19 protein-coding genes are annotated in these 16,607 nt (G+C 72.3%); 6 read left to right on the forward strand and 13 right to left on the reverse strand.

The features are described from left to right. Nucleotides 1-216 precede the first annotated feature (216 nt). From V6U90_RS10615 to V6U90_RS10645, 7 genes are all read right to left on the reverse strand, one after another. On the reverse strand, nt 217-681 hold the full coding sequence (locus V6U90_RS10615; protein ID WP_334434003.1) for a hypothetical protein: 465 nt from the start codon (nt 679-681) through the stop codon (nt 217-219). 193 nt (nt 682-874) lie between these two features. Beyond that, nucleotides 875-2,833 (reverse strand): vWA domain-containing protein, encoded by a 1,959-nt coding sequence (locus V6U90_RS10620; protein ID WP_334434005.1) that lies wholly within the window; start codon nt 2,831-2,833, stop codon nt 875-877. A 1-nt stretch (nt 2,834) separates the two neighbouring features. Next, nucleotides 2,835-4,262 (reverse strand): sigma 54-interacting transcriptional regulator, encoded by a 1,428-nt coding sequence (locus tag V6U90_RS10625; protein ID WP_334434007.1) that lies wholly within the window; start codon nt 4,260-4,262, stop codon nt 2,835-2,837. Between the two features lie 68 nt (nt 4,263-4,330). Then, the gene (locus tag V6U90_RS10630; protein ID WP_334434009.1) at nt 4,331-5,410 is read right to left on the reverse strand and encodes a hypothetical protein; all 1,080 of its coding nucleotides are present in this window, start codon (nt 5,408-5,410) and stop codon (nt 4,331-4,333) included. Nucleotides 5,411-5,548: 138 nt separating this feature from the next. After that, nucleotides 5,549-6,211, reverse strand: a complete 663-nt coding sequence (locus tag V6U90_RS10635) for a response regulator transcription factor (protein WP_334434011.1) — start codon at nt 6,209-6,211, stop codon at nt 5,549-5,551. Beyond that, nucleotides 6,201-7,550 carry a sensor histidine kinase gene (locus V6U90_RS10640; protein WP_334434013.1) on the reverse strand — a complete coding sequence of 450 codons (1,350 nt, stop codon included), beginning with the start codon at nt 7,548-7,550 and terminating at the stop codon, nt 6,201-6,203. The genes V6U90_RS10635 and V6U90_RS10640 overlap by 11 nt, the downstream gene beginning before the upstream one ends. 85 nt (nt 7,551-7,635) lie before the next feature. Continuing rightward, nucleotides 7,636-8,604: an aldo/keto reductase gene (locus V6U90_RS10645; protein WP_334434015.1), complete on the reverse strand. Its 969-nt coding sequence runs from the start codon at nt 8,602-8,604 to the stop codon at nt 7,636-7,638. Here V6U90_RS10645 and V6U90_RS10650 point away from each other — a divergent pair. Both V6U90_RS10650 and mgrA read left to right on the forward strand, forming a co-directional pair. Beyond that, entirely contained in the window at nt 8,603-8,971 is a 369-nt protein-coding gene (locus V6U90_RS10650; protein ID WP_334434017.1) for a cellulose binding domain-containing protein, read from the forward strand. The two genes, V6U90_RS10645 and V6U90_RS10650, sit on opposite strands and share 2 nt — an antisense overlap. A gap of 64 nt (nt 8,972-9,035) precedes the next feature. After that, nucleotides 9,036-10,034, forward strand: a complete 999-nt coding sequence (mgrA, locus tag V6U90_RS10655) for an L-glyceraldehyde 3-phosphate reductase (protein ID WP_334434019.1) — start codon at nt 9,036-9,038, stop codon at nt 10,032-10,034. 285 nt (nt 10,035-10,319) lie between these two features. On the opposite strand, the gene V6U90_RS10660 is transcribed toward mgrA, so the two are convergent. Together V6U90_RS10660 and V6U90_RS10665 are read right to left on the reverse strand one after the other, a co-directional pair. Then, nucleotides 10,320-10,955 (reverse strand): hypothetical protein, encoded by a 636-nt coding sequence (locus V6U90_RS10660; protein ID WP_334434021.1) that lies wholly within the window; start codon nt 10,953-10,955, stop codon nt 10,320-10,322. Nucleotides 10,956-11,013: 58 nt separating this feature from the next. Beyond that, complete coding sequence (locus tag V6U90_RS10665; protein WP_334434023.1) at nt 11,014-12,495, reverse strand: FAD-dependent monooxygenase; 1,482 nt, start codon at nt 12,493-12,495, stop codon at nt 11,014-11,016. A gap of 101 nt (nt 12,496-12,596) precedes the next feature. Between V6U90_RS10665 and V6U90_RS10670 the strand changes: the two genes are divergently transcribed. Together V6U90_RS10670 and V6U90_RS10675 are read left to right on the forward strand one after the other, a co-directional pair. Next, nucleotides 12,597-13,241: a TetR/AcrR family transcriptional regulator gene (locus tag V6U90_RS10670; RefSeq protein WP_334434025.1), complete on the forward strand. Its 645-nt coding sequence runs from the start codon at nt 12,597-12,599 to the stop codon at nt 13,239-13,241. 203 nt (nt 13,242-13,444) lie between these two features. Continuing rightward, nucleotides 13,445-13,759 (forward strand): helix-turn-helix domain-containing protein, encoded by a 315-nt coding sequence (locus V6U90_RS10675; RefSeq protein WP_334434027.1) that lies wholly within the window; start codon nt 13,445-13,447, stop codon nt 13,757-13,759. A gap of 25 nt (nt 13,760-13,784) precedes the next feature. On the opposite strand, the gene V6U90_RS10680 is transcribed toward V6U90_RS10675, so the two are convergent. From V6U90_RS10680 to V6U90_RS10695, 4 genes are read right to left on the reverse strand one after another with little or no spacing between them, the layout of a single operon-like run. Continuing rightward, complete coding sequence (locus V6U90_RS10680; protein WP_334434029.1) at nt 13,785-14,537, reverse strand: hypothetical protein; 753 nt, start codon at nt 14,535-14,537, stop codon at nt 13,785-13,787. A gap of 27 nt (nt 14,538-14,564) precedes the next feature. After that, the gene (locus V6U90_RS10685; RefSeq protein ID WP_334434031.1) at nt 14,565-14,819 is read right to left on the reverse strand and encodes a hypothetical protein; all 255 of its coding nucleotides are present in this window, start codon (nt 14,817-14,819) and stop codon (nt 14,565-14,567) included. Next, complete coding sequence (locus tag V6U90_RS10690) at nt 14,816-15,034, reverse strand: hypothetical protein (protein ID WP_334434033.1); 219 nt, start codon at nt 15,032-15,034, stop codon at nt 14,816-14,818. The genes V6U90_RS10685 and V6U90_RS10690 overlap by 4 nt, the downstream gene beginning before the upstream one ends. Next, on the reverse strand, nt 15,031-15,240 hold the full coding sequence (locus V6U90_RS10695; RefSeq protein WP_334434035.1) for a hypothetical protein: 210 nt from the start codon (nt 15,238-15,240) through the stop codon (nt 15,031-15,033). Before V6U90_RS10695 ends, V6U90_RS10690 begins: the two co-directional genes overlap by 4 nt. A gap of 163 nt (nt 15,241-15,403) precedes the next feature. Between V6U90_RS10695 and V6U90_RS10700 the strand changes: the two genes are divergently transcribed. After that, on the forward strand, nt 15,404-16,258 hold the full coding sequence (locus V6U90_RS10700; protein WP_334434037.1) for a helix-turn-helix domain-containing protein: 855 nt from the start codon (nt 15,404-15,406) through the stop codon (nt 16,256-16,258). Nucleotides 16,259-16,281: 23 nt separating this feature from the next. Continuing rightward, nucleotides 16,282-16,473, forward strand: coding sequence for a DUF397 domain-containing protein (locus V6U90_RS10705; RefSeq protein WP_334434039.1), 192 nt, complete (start codon nt 16,282-16,284; stop codon nt 16,471-16,473). The last annotated feature ends 134 nt before the right edge of the window (nt 16,474-16,607 follow it).

A 16,607-nucleotide genomic window follows, 5' to 3' on the forward strand; every position in this document is an offset into this window, starting at 1 on the left:
ACACCCCGCCCCGTCATCCCGCCCCGTCCACCGGCCCGCCCGTCCACCCGCCCGTCCACCGGCCCGCCCGTCCACCGGCCCGTCCACCGGCCCGTCGATCATGGACTTGTGGTGGGGAATAGGCACCGGTACGCGGCTTTTGTCACCCACCACAACTCCATGATCGACAAGAGTGGCGGGCGTGGCGGGCGTGACGGGTTGGTGGGTGGGTCGGCCTCAGCCGGTACGCAGGGCACGCAACTGCGCCAGGTGCCGGGGCAGGTGCACCCGGCCGTGCAGGTCCAGGGTGCGCCCCCAGGGCAGCGGCTCGTCGACCATCAGGCCGACCCCTTCCCGCAGGTGCGTGTCGACCAGCACCCCGGAGCGGGGACCGAGGCGCTCGGTCAGCGCGCAGAGCTTCTGACTGGTGGCCCGGAGCAGGGTGGCCAGCCCGTCGAGGCCGCCGCACTCGGCGACGAGTGCGTCGAGTGCGGGGCGGTGGATCGCGTCGAGGTCGTAGTAGGCGAAGTCCGACCCGGCGAGCACCGCCTCGGTCGCGGCACTCATCAGTTCGTCGTTCGCCGCCAGATGGGCGACCACCTGCTCGACGGTCAGTTCGCCGGGCGGCGGCTCGCCGAACCCGCCCGCGTCGACCTCGGCCAGCAGGGCGTCGTACACCCGGCGCAGTTCCTCGGTCTCCACCGGCCCAGGCTAGCCCCGACCGCAGCCCCGGCGGAGCGATTCGCCGCCCACCGTCGGTCGCGACCGCGTCCCGACGGGAGAACCACCAGCGGAGCCATTCGCCGGCTCGGCGGCAGGCCAGGCTGTCAACGCGGGCCGGGGCTGTTAATAAGGGGCCCTTCCTCTACCAGAAGCGTTAAGAAGGGGCCCTTCCTTACCGCTTGCCGCGGCGGGCCCGCAGGTAGTCGGAGACCACGAACTCGCCCAGGTCGTCGGGGTCGGCGGTGAACATCCGGCCGCGCGAGCGCTGGATCACCGCCTTGACGAAGCGGTGCAGCCGTGGATCGTCGCCGAGCATGAAGATGTTCAGGGTGGCCCCGGTGCGGGTCAGCCGGTCGACCTCGTGGATGGTCGCCTCGATCGTCTCCGACAGCGGCGGCCAGCAGAACACCCCGGTCCCGGTCTCCGGGTCCAGGTGGGCGGTCGGCTCGCCGTCGGTGACCACCAGCACCACCGGCTCGGCGCCGGGGTGGCGGCGCAGGTGCCGGCCGGCGAGCCGCAGCGCGTGCTGGAGGTTGGTGCCCTGCACCAGTTCGGGCTCGGTCGCCACCAGCTCCTGCTGGCTCAGGGGCAACGCCTCCCGACCGAAGCCGATGATCTGCAACGCGTCCTGCGGGAACTGGGTGGCCATCAGGTGCGACAGGGCCAGCGCGGTCTGCTTCATCGGGCCCCACCGCCCCTCGGAGATCATCGAGTAGGAGAGGTCCACGCAGAGCGCCACCGCGGCCGAGGCCCGCCGCTCGGTCTCCACCACCTCGAAGTCCTCGACGGCGAGGGTGACCGGTACGCCCTGCCCGCCCCGGCGTACCGCCCGGCTGATCGTCCGGATCACGTCGAAGGGCTGCTCGTCGCCGTACTCCCAGGGTCGGGAGGCCCCGGTCACCTCGCCGGCCGCGCCGGCCGAGCGCAGGTCGTGCTGGCCGCGCGGCCCGGCGGTCAGCTCGGCGAAGACCCGGCGCAGGGCGGTACCACCGAGCCGGCGTAGTGCCTTGGGGCTGAGCGTCAGTCCGGACGCGCCCCGGCTCAGCCAGCCCTGCCGGCGCAGTTCCCGCTCCAGCTCCCGCAACCGGCGTACGTCGTCTGCGGCCTCCCGGCCCAGGGTGCGCCGGACCGCCTCGGCGTCGATGTCGTCCAGGGTCGCCCCGGGGTGCTCCTGGCCGAGCTGGTCGAGCAGGTCGTCCAGCTCGCCGATCTCGGCCAGCGCCCCGGCCGCCTCGCCGTAGCCGAGCGGGCGGTCGCCGCGTACCCGCTCCCGCCGTTTCCAGTCGAGATCGGGGCGGAGGGTACGCAGGTGGGCGTCCAGTTGGGCCAGCTCGGCGGCGAGCGGGCCACCGAGGGACTGGGCCATCAGTCCGGACAGTTCCTCGCGCTGCCGGTCGGAGAGCGACTGCATCAGCCGTTCCCCGGCCGCCGACCGCCGGGCCAGCACGTCCACCAGTTCGTCGACGGTACCGGGCCGCTCCGGGAAGAACTCGCCGTGCCGGCGCATGAACTCGGCGAACGGGTCGGTGCAGTCCTCCCCCCGGGCGTACCGGCCGAGCAGGTCGTTGAGGTCGCGCATCAGCTCGGCGAGCCGGGCCTGCGTCCCCGGGTCGTCGGCGGAGGCGCGCAGCGCGTCACGCAGTCCGGCGAAACGCTGCTCCAGCACGTCCCGGCGCAGCCCGTCGAGGATCCGCCGGTACGTCGTCCGGGCCTCGTCGCTGCGCCAGTCGTACCCGGCGAGTTCCTCCACCGCCCGTGCGGTGGACGGGGGAAGGTTGTCCAGGGTGGCCTCGGCGAACCGGGCGTCGTCGTCACCGGCGTCGCGCAGCGCGTCGCGTTCGGCGGCGAGTGCCTGGTCGAGCAGGGCCCGGGACCGGGTGACCGTCCCGTCCAGGTCACCCCGGCGCAGTGCCTCGCGGCGCAGGCGCCGGGCCCGGGCGAGCAGGTCGTCCAGTCCGCGCTGACCGGCCGGGCCACGGCGGAGCAGGTCCCGCAGCGCGTCGCGCAGGCTACCTCCGGCCAGCACCTCCGCGCCGACGGCGTCGACGGCGGCGCGGACGTCGTACGGGGGTGCGAGGGGGTCCGGACCGTCCCGCCACGGGCCGTACCGGAACCGGTTCCCGCCGGGCACGTCAGCCCTCGATCCGGTAGCGGTTCCGGCCGTCGTCGGTGGTCTCCTTGCCCAGCCGGCGGAGCAGGTAGAGCGATTCGAGCACGAACTCGATGCCGGCCGCCGCCTCACCGGGCGTCGGCGCGTCGGAGATGCCGAGCCGGCTGAGTACCTTGGCCAGGCCGGGTACCGGGCCGACCTGCTGGAGCAGTTCGGTGGCGCCGACCAGTTCGCCGGTGGTGACCGCCCGGCCGTCGGCGACCAGCGCGGTGAAGCCGGAGAGGTCCAGCCCGGCCAGCCGGGCCCGGTACGTGTCGGCGATCGCGGTCCGCAGCAGGTGGTCGAGGATCTCCGCCTCCCGGCCCTCCTCGCCGCTCTCGAACTCGACCTTGCCACGCAGGGTGTTCACCGCCAGCGCGGTGTCCCCGACCCGGGCCACCGGCGGGTCGGTGTCGGCCCCGCCGAGCAGACCGGACCGGCGCAGCGCGGCGGCGGCGACCGTCTCGGCGGCGGCGATGGCGAAGCGGGCCGACACACCGGACCGGGGGTCGACGTTCGGTGATTCGCGTACCCCGCGGGCGAACCGGGCGAGCACCTCCAGGACGTGCTCCGGGAGGTCCGCGACGAGCCGTGCCTCCTGCCGGATCAGGGCCAGTTCGAGTTCCAGGTCGAACGGGTAGTGGGTGTGGACCTCCGCACCGAACCGGTCCTTGAGCGGGGTGATGATCCGGCCCCGGTTGGTGTAGTCCTCCGGGTTGGCGCTGGCCACCAGGACCAGGTCCAGCGGCAGGCGGAGCTGGTAGCCGCGTACCTGGATGTCCCGCTCCTCCAGCACGTTGAGCAGCGAGACCTGGATCCGTTCGGCCAGGTCGGGCAGCTCGTTGACGGCGAAGATGCCCCGGTTGGCGCGGGGTACCAGTCCGAAGTGGATGGTCTCCGGGTCGCCGAGGGTGCGGCCCTGGGCGACCCGGATCGGGTCGATGTCACCGATCAGGTCACCGACGCTGGTGTCCGGGGTGGCGAGCTTCTCGCCGTACCGCAGCGAGCGGTGCAACCAGCCGATCGGCAGTTCGTCACCGGCTTCGGCGACCAGTGCCCGGGACGCCGGCAGGACCGGCCGCATCGGGTGCTCGTTGAGCGGCGAGCCGGGGATCACCGGGGTCCACTCGTCGAGCAGGTCGGTCAGTGACCGGATGAGCCGGGTCTTGCCCTGGCCGCGCTCACCGAGCAGCACCATGTCGTGTCCGGCGAGCAGGGCCCGTTCCACCTCGGGCAGCACCGTGTCGTCGTAGCCGACGATGCCGGGGAAGCGTGGCTGCCCGGTGCGTAGCCGGTCGAGCAGGTTCTCCCGGAGTTCGTCCTTGACCGTGCGGTAGCGGTGGCCGGCCGCCCGTAGCGCGCCGAGGGTGCCCGGCAGGTCGGACGGCGGTACGTGCTGGGTCTCGTCCACGGGACCCAGGCTAGCTCACGTTTGGCGGTAGCCCCTCCGGTCCGGGATGCGTTAAGCGGGGGCCCTTCCTATACCGAATGCGTTAAGCGGGGGCCCTTCCTTCCGTATCGGCAGTGCCGGCAGGCACCGCGACGGCGGAGGTGGTAGGCGTACGCGGCGGCGGCCAGGGCGACCGCCCAGAGCGGCCAGAGCAGGATCGGCGCCACCGCACCGTCCCCGGCGCCGATGAGCCGGGCCAGTTCCGGGTTGGCGAGGAAGCCGAGACTCGCGGCGGCCACGGCCACCGCCACCAGGGTCGCCGGCACCACGGCGAGGTTGGGCGGTACCGGCCGGCCGGCCAGTCCGGGCAGCCAGCGGGGGAACCGTTCACCCCAGGGGCGGATCAGGCCGAGGGTGAGTACCGCACCGGCCACCGCGAACGCCCCGAGGCCCGCCCCGGCCCACACGCCGCCGTTGTCGCGCAGGTCGCGCAGCAGGTCGGCGGAGATGCCGAGCGGGATTCCGGCCAGCCAGGCCAGCCGGCTGAGCGCGTAGACCAGCGGCACGGCCGCCGCCAGCCAGGTGGCCCACCGGCCCCACCGGGCCGCCACGTCCGGCGCGGTCCAGGTGGTCGGGCCGCCCCGGCCACAGGCCGGACAGCGGTCGGCGGTACGGCGCTGCCAGCCGAGTACGGTACGGGCGATCAGCAGTCCACCGGCGACGGCGAGCATCTTGTTGAGCAGGGGCCAGGTGAACACGTCCGCGTAGTCCACCGGCAGCCCGCCGAACGGCAGGCTCAGGATCAGCATGGGCGCGTACCCGGCGACGGCGAGTACCTGCCCGTCCGGGACCACGATCAGCAGGGCGGCGGCCACCAGCCAGCCGTACCCGAGCAGCACCAGCCGGGGTACGCCGGACAGCCGTACCGCGTGCGGGCCGGCCATGGCGAGCATGACCACCGCGGTGACCAGGGCCAGGCCGGCTACAATCGGGGCGCCCACGTCGGCGGGTACCAGCCGTAGCAGGCTGAGCTGCCCGCCGGGATCGTTCGGGCCGAACGGGTACCCGTCGCCGGTCAGGGTCCAGAGCAGGGCGAGGATGCCGTACAGCCCGGCCCAGACGGCGGCGGCGTACCCGGGCCGGGTGGTGGAGTTGGGGTGTGTCGTCATGTGCCGAGCGTCGGCCGGTTGCCGGTCGAACACCTCCCGCCGCCCGGTGAACCCGGTCCCTCCCGTGGGGGACCGGGGGGCCACCACGGGCGGCCATCAGCCGGTCCCGGTGTGGTCGGCCGACCGGTCCCGGTGTGGTCAGCCGGCGGGGGTGACGAAGCCCGACTCGTACGCCGCGATGACCGCCTGGGTGCGGTCCCGGGCGCCGAGCTTCGCCAGCACGTTGCCGACGTGGGTCTTCACCGTCTCCACCCCGAGCACCAGTTCGCCGGCGATCTCCACGTTGGACAGTCCGGCGGCCATCAGCCGGAGCACCTCCTCCTCACGGGCGGTGAGCCGGGCCCGGCGCAGCCCGTCCCCGCCCCGGGGCGCGTACGCGTCGGCGAGGCGCCGGATCGCCGCCGGGAAGAGCAGTGACTCGCCGTGGGCCACCACCCGGATCGCCTCGACCACCTCGGCCGGGCGGGACCGTTTCAGCAGGAACCCGCTCGCCCCGGCGCGCAGCGCCGCGTAGACGTACTCGTCGTTGGCGAACGTGGTGATGACCAGGACCCGGGGCGGCTCGGGTGAGGTGTCCAGCAGCCGGCGGGTGGCCTGGATGCCGTCGATGGCCGGCATCCGCACGTCCATCAGCACCACCCGGGGCCGGTGCCGGGCCACCAGCGGCGGCACCTCGGCCCCGTCGGCGGCCTCGGCGACCACCCGCAGGTCCGGTTGGGCGTCGATGATCGCCCGTAGTCCGACCCGGATCAGTTCGTCGTCGTCGACGATCAGCACGTCGACCGGTCCGTCACCCGCCATGTCGTTCCCCCGTTCGGGGCACTGGCAGGCTGGCCCGGACCCGCCAGTGCCCGTCGTCCGGCCCGGCGGCCAGCCGACCGCCGAGCAGCAGTACCCGTTCCCGCATGCCGGCCAGGCCACGGCCGGTACGCCGGGACCCGGACCGGTTGCCGGCACGCGGCGCGGGTACCGGGTTGGCCAGGTCGATCTCCAGTCCGCCGCCGGTCACCGTGAGCCGGACGGTGACCGGGCCGGCGCCGTGCCGGGCCGCGTTGGTCAGCCCCTCCTGCACGATCCGGTAACCCTCCCGGGACACCACCGCCGGCAGGTGGTCGACCCCACCGGCCACCCGGACGTCCACCACCAGGCCGGTGACCCGGGTGTCGGCCACCAGGCGGTCCAGGTCGGCGAGGGTACGCCGGGGCGCCCGGTCCGGGCCGGCGTCGTCCCCGGCGTCCGGCCCGGCATGGCCTCCGGCGTCCGGCGCGGCGCGGTCCGGGCCGGACGCACCCCGTTCGGCGGCGCTGTCGCGTTCCCGGAGCAGGCCGAGCACATGGTCCAGTTCCTCCATGGCCCGGCGGCCGGTCTCCTCGATCGCGGTCAGCGCCCGGCGGACGAACTCCGGGTCGCGGTCGAGCAGTTCCCGGGCGGCGCCGGCCTGGAGGGTGGCCACGGTCAGCGCGTGGCCCACCGAGTCGTGCAGTTCCCGGGCCAGCCGGTTGCGTTCGGCGAGCCGGCTGCTGCGGGCCTCCAGCGCGGCGATCCGTTCGGCCGGGGAGGGGCCGAGCAGCACCGGGGCCATCGAGGCGGCGAGCGCACCGAGCCCGGCGACCGCGTACCCGAGGCTGATCAGCAGCAGCACCCCGACCAGGCTGAGCAGCCCCGTGTCGCCCCCGTCGAGCGGACCGAACCGTTGCTCGGCGAGCACCCCGGTACCCACCCCGAGCTGCCCGGCGATGAAGACCAGGGCCATCGGCAGGGCGCTGAGCAGCCCGAAGCCCACCAGGCCGCCGGAGATCAGGTGCATGGCGATCCAGAGCGCCGCGCGCAGCCGGGTTTCCCGGTCCAGCCGGCACCCGGCGGCGGGCTCGGGCAGGTCCACCGCCAGCAGGGCCCGGACCGCGGCGATCTCCAGCGCCCGGCTGCCGCCCAGGAAGAGCGGCACGGCGGCGATGACCACCGCCACCACGAGCAGGCCGAGGATCAGGGGCCGGGGTGCCAGCCGGTCGGTCAGCATCTGGGTGAAGACCGACCCGAGTAGCAGGTACGGCAACAGGATCACGCCGCCGAGCAGCAGGAAGACGCCCCGGCGCCAGGTGCTGCCACGCACCAGGGGCGCCAGGACGGCTCGCAGGCTCATCCGGTCATTCTGACCCAGCCGGGTCCAGCGTGGTCACCGGCACGTACGCGGCCAGGTCAGCGTGCCCCTGGTCAACGGACCGTGGTCAGCGACCCGATCGGGCCCGGATCAGCTTCGGTACCGCGGCCAGCCCGGTGACCGGCTGGAATGCCCGGGCGGCGGTGACCAGTGCGGCATACTCGTCGTCGGCCAGGTCGATGTCGGCGGCAGCGGCGTTGCGTTCCATCTGCTCCACGGTGGACGCGCCGGGAATGGCCACCACGCTCGGGTGGCGCAGCAGGTAGGCCAGCGCGATCTGACTCGGCGTGGCGTCGTGGGCGGCGGCCACCTCGCGCAGCGTGTCGATCAGGCCGGCGCCGCGTTCCAGGTTCTCTGGCAGGAAGTACGGATTGGCCCGGCGGATCGCGCCGGACGGCGGGTTCTTCGCGTCGTACCGGCCGGAGACGAAGCCCTGGGCGAGCGGGCTGTACGCGATGACCAGCCGGCCGGCCTGTTCGGCGTAGGGCAGCAGGTCCCGCTCGGGTCCCCGGTCGACGATGCTGTACCGGACCTGGTTGCTGAGTACCCGCCGGCCCAGTGCCGCCTCGGCGGCCCGCCAGCGGGCCAGTCCGTAGTTGCTCACCCCCACCTCACCGACCAGGCCGACGTCCTGCAACAGTCGCATTCCGCGCATGGTGGTCCGGTCCCGGACCACCGGGTTGGGCTGGTGTACCTGGTAGAGGTCGATCGATCTGACGCCGAGCCGGGCCGCCGAGGCGACCGCCCGCTGCTGGACGACCGGGGCGAGCGGCAGCACCGGAAGGATCTTGCTGGCCAGTACCACCTTCGACCGGTCGTCGCCGAGGGCCGCGCCGAGAATCCGTTCGCTGCGGCCGAAGCCGTACACCTCGGCGGTGTCGAAGAGGGTGACCCCGAGTTCGAGGGCCCGCCGGACGATCTGCGCGGCACGGCGTTCGTACTCCGGCCCGTAGCCCCACTCACGGGAGCCGAACTGCCAGGTGCCGAGGCCGATCTTGGAGATGGGCTTGGGGGTGTCGAGTGGGACGAAGCGCATGTCCCGAAGCTACCCCGGCTCGGCGCTGCCCACCCGGAATGTGCGTACCGACCCGGCCTCGACGGCGGGCGGCTGCACCGCGACCTACCGGGTGATCAACAGGTGGCAGGGCGGCTTCCAGGTCGAGGTGACGGTCAGGAACATCAGCAACCGAACGACCGACGGCTGGAGCGTCGGCTGGGCGTTCACCAGCGGGGTGACCGTGGCCAACCACTGGAACGCGGAGCTGACCAGTTCCGGCACCATGGTCACGGCCCGCAGCGTGGCCTGGAACGGCCGGTTGCAGCACGGCGACAGCACGGTCATCGGGTTCATCGGCTCGGGGGACTTCCCCGACGCCAACTCACCGGCCTGCACCCCGCGCTGACCGGCCCAGGGTGGGACCGGTGCCACCGGTCCGACCCGGCAGGGGCGTACCCGCAGCTAGGCTCATGATCGTGACGTACCTCGCCGCGGACGACCGCTACGACTCGATGACCTATCGCCGCAGCGGGCGCAGCGGCCTGCGCCTACCCGCGATCTCGCTCGGCCTGTGGCACAACTTCGGCCACGGTCGGCCGCTGGACCGGCAGGCCGACATCGTCCGGCGCGCCTTCGACCTGGGCATCACCCACTTCGACCTGGCCAACAACTACGGCCCGCCACCCGGCAGCGCCGAGGAGAACTTCGGCCGGCTGCTGGCCACCGACCTGAGGGCGTACCGCGACGAGATTGTCGTTTCCAGCAAGGCCGGCTACCTGATGTGGCCCGGCCCGTACGGCGAGTGGGGCTCCCGGAAGTACCTGATCTCCTCGTTGGACCAGTCGCTGCGCCGGATGGGGCTGGACTACGTGGACATCTTCTATTCGCACCGGTTCGACCCGGACACCCCGCTGGAGGAGACGATGGGCGCGCTGGACGCCATCGTCCGCTCCGGAAAGGCGCTCTACGTCGGGATCTCCAACTACGACGCCGAGCAGACCGGGCGCGCCGCCGCGATCCTGGCCGATCTGGGTACCCCGCTGCTGATCAACCAGCCGTCGTACTCGATGTTCAACCGGTGGACCGAGCGGGACGGACTGCTCGACACACTGGAGCGGGTCGGGGCGGGCTGCATCGCGTACAGCCCGCTGGCCCAGGGCCTGCTGACCGACCGGTACCTGGGCGGCATCCCGGAGGACTCCCGGGTCCGCACCAGCATCTTCCTCGACGAGGGCGACCTGACCGAGGAGAAGATGGCCCGGGTACGCGGACTCGGCGAGATCGCCGAGCGGCGCGGCCAGACCCTCGCCCAGTTGGCGCTGGCCTGGGCGCTGCGCGATCCCCGGATGACCAGTCTGATCATCGGGGCGAGCAGCGTGGCCCAGTTGGAGGGGAACGTGGCCGCCCTGGCCCGGCTGGACTTCACCGCCGAGGAACTGGCCGAGATCGACCGGTACGCCGTCGGCTGAGCCCGGCCGCATCGCGCACATCGCGCCGCCGCTGTGGCGCCGAGGGGCGGGACAGGGGCCGGCGCACTGTCGAGCTGCTCCGTCTGTGCAGGCAGGGTCAGGGATACTCCTCTGCTCCGACCGACGGAACGACCCACCCCGCTCTGCCCCGTCCATGCCAGCAGCTCGACAGGGCCCGCACCAGTGGTACGGGGTGCGGCCCGCGCGCACGCAGACGGCTGGCGGTGTCCGTCAACCGAGGACGGACGCCGCCAGCCGATCCGCCGGGATGGCTCAGTGCTGGGCTCAGTGCCGGTTCAGTGCCATTCCCCGCTTGCGGGCCGCCATACCCGTCGCGCCGGCCATCCCCAGGCCCTTGCCCGCGTTCATCAGCCCCCTGGCCCGGCCGAACATCCCCCGGAACATCTGGCCCGGTTTCTGCTGCTCACCCATGAACGAGGTGACCACGATCAGCGCCCCGGTCAGCGCCGGGATCGCCCATTGCAGCATCTTCATCTGCCGCTGGGCGGACGCGACGTCCGACGGGGTGTCGAAGGTCGGTTCGGTGGCCCCGCCGACCGGGGTCCGGCCGGCCTTCTCCAGTTTCATGCCGAGCAGCCGGCTGTAGCCGGTGACCGCGAGCGCCGCCACCGTGAGGCCGGTCTTGACCGCGCTGGCCTTGGCCACCCCCGCCTGCGCGGCCACCCGGGGACTTTCCACCGCCAGCTCACCGGCCGCGCCGATCAGGTGCGATCCGATCGCCGCCGCGTTGACCGGCGTCCAGCGGGCCCAGCCCGCCGAGGCCGTAGGCAGGCGCTGCTTCGAGTCGTCGAGCTGGGCCGCCGCGCCGTTGACTCCCAGTGCGCCCATCAGCGAACCGCCGAACCAGGCCGCGAGACCCAGATCGTGCATGGAACGTAGGGCGGTATGCCGTTCGGACATGTGCTCCCCTTTCGCCGTTGGCGCGTCGGCATACCCACCGTCCGGGCGGCTACTCCTGCTACTGCCGGACCCGTGCCGGCGCCCCGCCGCACCAGCGCTCCAGCGCGGAGCGGAGTGCCGCCTGCCGGCGGGCGGGATCGGCGTCGTCGATGACGGAGGCGAGGTAGCCGTCGGGGCGTACCAGCATCATCGGACCGGGCGCGGCGACCACGGTGAGCCCGTCGGTGAGGTCGGCGGGTGGCAGGCTCGGGGTGAGCAGGACGAAGCGACCAGCGCGCAGGGCCGCGCGGAGCCGGTCGGCGGCGGCGCCGGCCACCGCCGGGTCCTCGGCCCGGCGGCCGACCAGTCGGTGGTCACCGTGGCTTCCCGGGTACGCGATGCCGAGGCCGGTGATGATGCCGGTGGCCCGGCGCCGGATCGCGGGGACGCGGAGCGCGGTGCCGGCGGCCAGGTTGCGGGCGGCCCGGGCCGGGCGGGGCCGCAGCATCGCCGCCCGGATCAGGGCGCCGCTGCTGCGCAGCACCAGTTTCCCGACCGGGTGCCGTTCGGCGTGGTACGAGTCGAGCAGCCCGGCCGGCGCCACACCGCGCACCGTGGCCGCCAGCTTCCAGCTCAGGTTGGCCGCGTCCTGGAGGCCGGTGTTCATGCCCTGCCCGCCGGCCGGCGAGTGCACGTGCGCCGCGTCGCCGGCCAGCAGGACCCGGCCGACCCGGTACGCCGGGACCTGCCGCTCGTCCGAGTGGAAGCGGGACATCCAGCGCGGATCGTGCATGCCGTGGTCGGTGCCGAGGGCCCGGCGGGTCACCTCCCGGATCTCCGCGAGATCGAGCGGCGCGTGGTCGGGCTGCTGGTGGTGCCGGTCCCAGGCCATGATCCGGTACCAGCCGTCGCCGAACGGCGCGATCATGGCGAGCGCGTCACCGGTTGCGTTGACCGCGATCGTGTCGGCTGGCGGCGTGTCGAGCCGGACGTCGGCGAGCATCATCGAGGTGAGTACGGCCTCGCAGGGGAACGGCAGCCCCACCGCCTCGCGCATCCGGCTGCGTACCCCGTCCGCGCCCACCAGGTACCGTGTCCGCAGGATCGTGGTCCCGTCGGTGGTCCGTGTCTCGGTGTCGACCCCCTCGGGGTCCTGGCGCAGGCCGGTCACCTCGGCACCCCGGACGATGGTCGCGCCGTGCTCCACCGCCCGGCGCCGGAGCAGCCGCTCCACCTCGTACTGCGGGACGATCAGCAGGTACGGGTAGCGGCTGGGCAGGTCAGCGAAGTCGATCGCGATCCGGTCGAACAGCCGTAGCCCCCGGACGGTCTGCCCGGCGGCGATCAGCTCGTCGGCGAGCCCCCGGTTGTCGAGTTGCTCCAGCGTCCGGGCGTGTACCCCGAACGCCCGGGTCAGGTTCGACTCGGTGGTACGGCGCTCCAGCACGGTGGTGCGTACGCCGGCCGCAGCCAGGTCCCCGGCGAGCAGCAGCCCGGTCGGGCCCGCGCCCACCACGACGACGTCACTTTCCCTGACGTCACTTTCGTTGGGAATCGCCATGTCCGCCTCCCAAAAGTCAACAAGCGTTGGCATCACGCTGAGTCCGAGGCTAGAACCAAGTCCGTATCAATGTCAACGCCTGTTGACCTACACTCGTTGACGTGAACCCGACCGTCCCGCCGCCCGACCACGTACCCGCGGAACACCCACGTCGAGCCGAGCCGGAGTACCCGCACCGATCCGCCCCGGACCGTCCGCGCCGTTCGGACGCCACCCGGGCCGCCATCCTGACCGCCGCGCGGGAACGTTTCGCCGCCGACGGGTACGAGCGGGCCACCATCAGGACGATCGCCGCCGACGCCGGGATCGACCCGGCGATGGTGATGCGCTACTACGGCAGCAAGGAGAAACTCTTCGCTGCGGCGGCCGAGTTCGACCTGCGGCTACCGGACTTGGCCGAACTGCCCGCCGACGGGATCGGCGCTCCCCTGGTCCGGCACATGCTGCGCCGTTGGGAGGGCGACGAGACGCTGTTCGCCCTGCTCCGGGCCGCCGTCAGCCACGAGGCCGCCGCCGAGCGGATGCGGCAGATCTTCGGCGCCCAGCTCGCCCCAGCGCTGGCGCGGGTCTGCCCCGACCCGGCAGACGCCGCACGCCGGGCCGGACTGGTCGCCACCCAGATGCTGGGGCTGGCGCTGACCCGGTACATCCTGCGCCTGCCCCCGGTGGTCGCCATGTCCCCGGACGAGCTGGCCACCTGGCTCGGCCCCACCCTCGACCGCTACCTCACCACCCCCGAGCCCTGACCCATCCTCTCCGCCCGCCCCATAGGCAGCGCCCCGCAGACCCGCCCCGCCGGCCCGCCCCGCCCACTCCCCGTCGACCCCCGCTCTCCCCGTTGATCATGAAGTTGTTGTCATCCGCCTCGGCGTGTCACAGCAACAACTTCATGATCAACGGGGCTCATTGACGATCAGAGGAGGCACATTGACGAGGAAGGCCGGCAGGCATGAGCTACGTACGCTGGAACGACATTCGCGCTGCCCAGGTCGAACGTGCCGGCGGAGAGCACGCCGTCGAGGCCGGTAAGCAGGAACTACTCGCTACCGTGATCGGGCACCGCCTCGCCGAACTGCGCCGCGCCCAAGGGCTGACCCAGCAGCAGGTAGCCGACCGGATGGGCGTCGCCAAGGGCCGGGTGTCGCAGATCGAGCAGGGCAGGGTCTCCGGGCAGGACGTGCTCTCCCGGTACGCCGCCGCCCTCGGTGGGCGCCTGCACCAGGCGACCTACTTCGACGACGGGGCCATCGCCGCCATCGCCTGATTCGAGCGCAGGTCGGTGGGGCGGGTTACTCGTACTCCTGGCCGCAGACCGCCAGTTCGGCAAGATCGGCCCAGGTAAGGGTGGGTACCGGTCGCTCGCCGGGCGCCGGCTCGGGACGCAACGGCACCACCGGACCGGGTACGGGTACGCGCAGCTCGTCCGCCTCGTCCCAGCCACCCAGCGCGCCGGCCATCCCGCACTCCAGGTAGCCGCGTGGGTCCACGTTGTACCAGCGCAGGCCGGTGGCGCGTACGCGGCCCGGCGGGCGGGGCGCGTCGACGCCCAAGGAGGCGTACTGGTCGAACGGGCCCTGGTCGGCGAAGTCGGCCAGATCGGCGACCTGGGAAAGCACGATCGCCTCCCAGGCCGGATAGCCGATCACCTCGCCCACCACCCGGAATTCGGCGGTACGCCACGACTCGCCCAATGGTGGTGGCGGAACGGTTTCGGCGGCGACGATCATCGCGGCCACCGTGTCCAGGTCCAGCTCGCTGCGACCGGCGAGCGGCCGGCTGACCAGCCACCACGCCCGCAGAAACTCGTCGAGGGTACGGCCGGCGGTAGTCATCCGCTCCCCGGCATCGTTGAGGCGAACGTAGAGGTCACGGTTGGTGACGCAGGCAGGGTCGGGCGGCCCGTCCACCCAGTAGGTCTGCTTGTGCACCACCCCGGATGCCAGCGCCAGCACCCGGGCCAGCGCGTCGATCCGGTCGTCGTACCCGCCCACCGGGTACCGGTTGCCGTTGTCGTCCTGCCGCCACACCGTCCACTGGGTCACACCGGCACGATAGTCACCGGGCGTTAGTCATCGGGGCGTTGCCCGCCGGGGCGGGCGGGGCACGATCCGCAGGCCGGCAACCTGGACGTACACCTCACGCTTGTCAACGGCATCGCCGGCCGCGTCGAGGACGTAGCCGGTCAGCCAGCACCAGCCGTGATAGGTCGGCGCGGTGCCGACGGCGCTGACCCGCAGGCGCAACCCCCGCGAGCCGCCGAACTGCACGCTCGCCGCCGCGCCGAGCAGAACCACATCCCCGGGTACGGGGACACGACGGTTCACCGCAGCCAGCCGAGGAACCGGCGGTGCAGATCCCCGGCGGGTACCCACGGCAGATCCTGGGACGCTGCGACAAGCTGGGCGCCGAGGTAGAGGGCGAGCGAGACCGGGGCACTGTCGTACTCGGCGCGCAGCTCAGTGCGCCGGGTCCGGCAGGGCCAGGGTGCGCCGCAGCCGCCGCAGTGCCAGATCGGGAGTACGGGACCGTGGCTGGTCACCGGCGCCGCTCCGGCTGCGACTGCGACGCCGACTGCGGCCAGTGGCCCCGGTTGATCGGGATGCGGTGGCGGGCGTGGCAGGGCAACTCGTTACCGCAACGGCAGACCCGCCGCCAACGCTGCCAGGACCAGACCGGCCGGTGCCGCCGCGCCAGGGTCAACGCCGTGGCGATCAGGTACTCGTCGAAGCTCACCCGCCGGTTCACCCGCACGCACCTCCGGTCGAGAAACCACCACCACCCGTGACCTGCTGTTGCCCAGTGGCCACGCTTGGTAGCGAGGATCGCATATGCGATTTGACTAGGCAAGAAGCCAAGCCGATCGGAACAGTGCTTGCATTCGCCTGCGTATCAGGGGAGACTGCGCAGCGTGACGAGTCCGACCGTTCCCCGCCGCCGGCTGGGCCAGGAGCTGACCCGACTTCGCAAGGCTGCCGCCATGACTGGCGAGCAGGTGGCCACCAAGATGGAGTGGTCATCGCCGAGCAAGCTCTACAAGATCGAAGGCGGCCGGCAGGGCATCCAGCCCAAGGAACTGCGCGAACTGCTCGGCTACTACGGCATCACCGACCCGGAGACAGTCGACGCGCTCTGCACCCTCGCCCGGCAGGGCAAGCAGCGCGCTTGGTGGTCGCAGTACGCCGAGGCCCTGGCAGATTCCTACACGACCTACGTCGGCCTGGAGTCGGCCGCCACCGAGCTACGGGTGTACGAGTCGACCACCGTGCACGGTCTGCTCCAGACCGAGGACTATGCCCGCGCCCTGCTGACCACCGCCGCCCAAGCGCCCGAGCCGGCCATGTCGGCGGCCACCATCGACAGCAAGGTCGCCGTGCGCATGGAACGACAGTCCCTGCTGGATCGGCTACGGCTCTGGGTCGTCCTCGATGAGGCGGCACTTCGTCGGGTCGTCGGCGGCCCCGAGGTCATGGCATCGCAGTACGACCGGCTGATCGAGGTCGCCCGGCTTCCCCCGGTCAAGTTGCAGGTCCTGCCGCTCGGCGACACCACCAGTCCCGCCCCACCAACAAACTTCACCGTGATGGAGTTCGATGAGGGAGCCGGCCCTGATGCCGTCTACGTCGAGCTGTTGACCGGCGGAATCTTCGTCGAAGGGGCTGATGTACGGCGGTATAACGTGGTGTTCAACAACCTCCGCGCCGCCGCCCTCAGCCCTGCCAGGTCCACGAGCCTGATCAAGGAGGTGGCTGCGGGGCTCGCCTGACCCCTCCGAGGAGGAGCCACCCCATGCGGCCACTCGACAGCACCTGGCGCAAATCCAGTCGCAGCAACATCGAAGGCTCATGCGTCGAAGTCCGCTACATCAACGGCATGGTCGAGGTACGCGACTCCAAAGACCCCTCCGGCCCCACACTCAATTTCATTCCCTACACCTGGATCACTTTCGCAGGCAGGCTAAACGCAGCATACCAGGAATAGAACGTGCTCCCGCAGCCGATAAGGCAGCGGGAGCACGCGTTCCAAGCTACTTTTTTGCAACTACAAGAAGTGTGACTGGTCAGGTGGTCGCTGCGCCGGTGGGTAGCCAGGGACAGCCGGCGACGAGTTCGGTG

Origin of the sequence: Micromonospora sp. CPCC 206060 (assembly GCF_036906895.1) — a bacterium.
Classification (GTDB): domain Bacteria; phylum Actinomycetota; class Actinomycetes; order Mycobacteriales; family Micromonosporaceae; genus Micromonospora.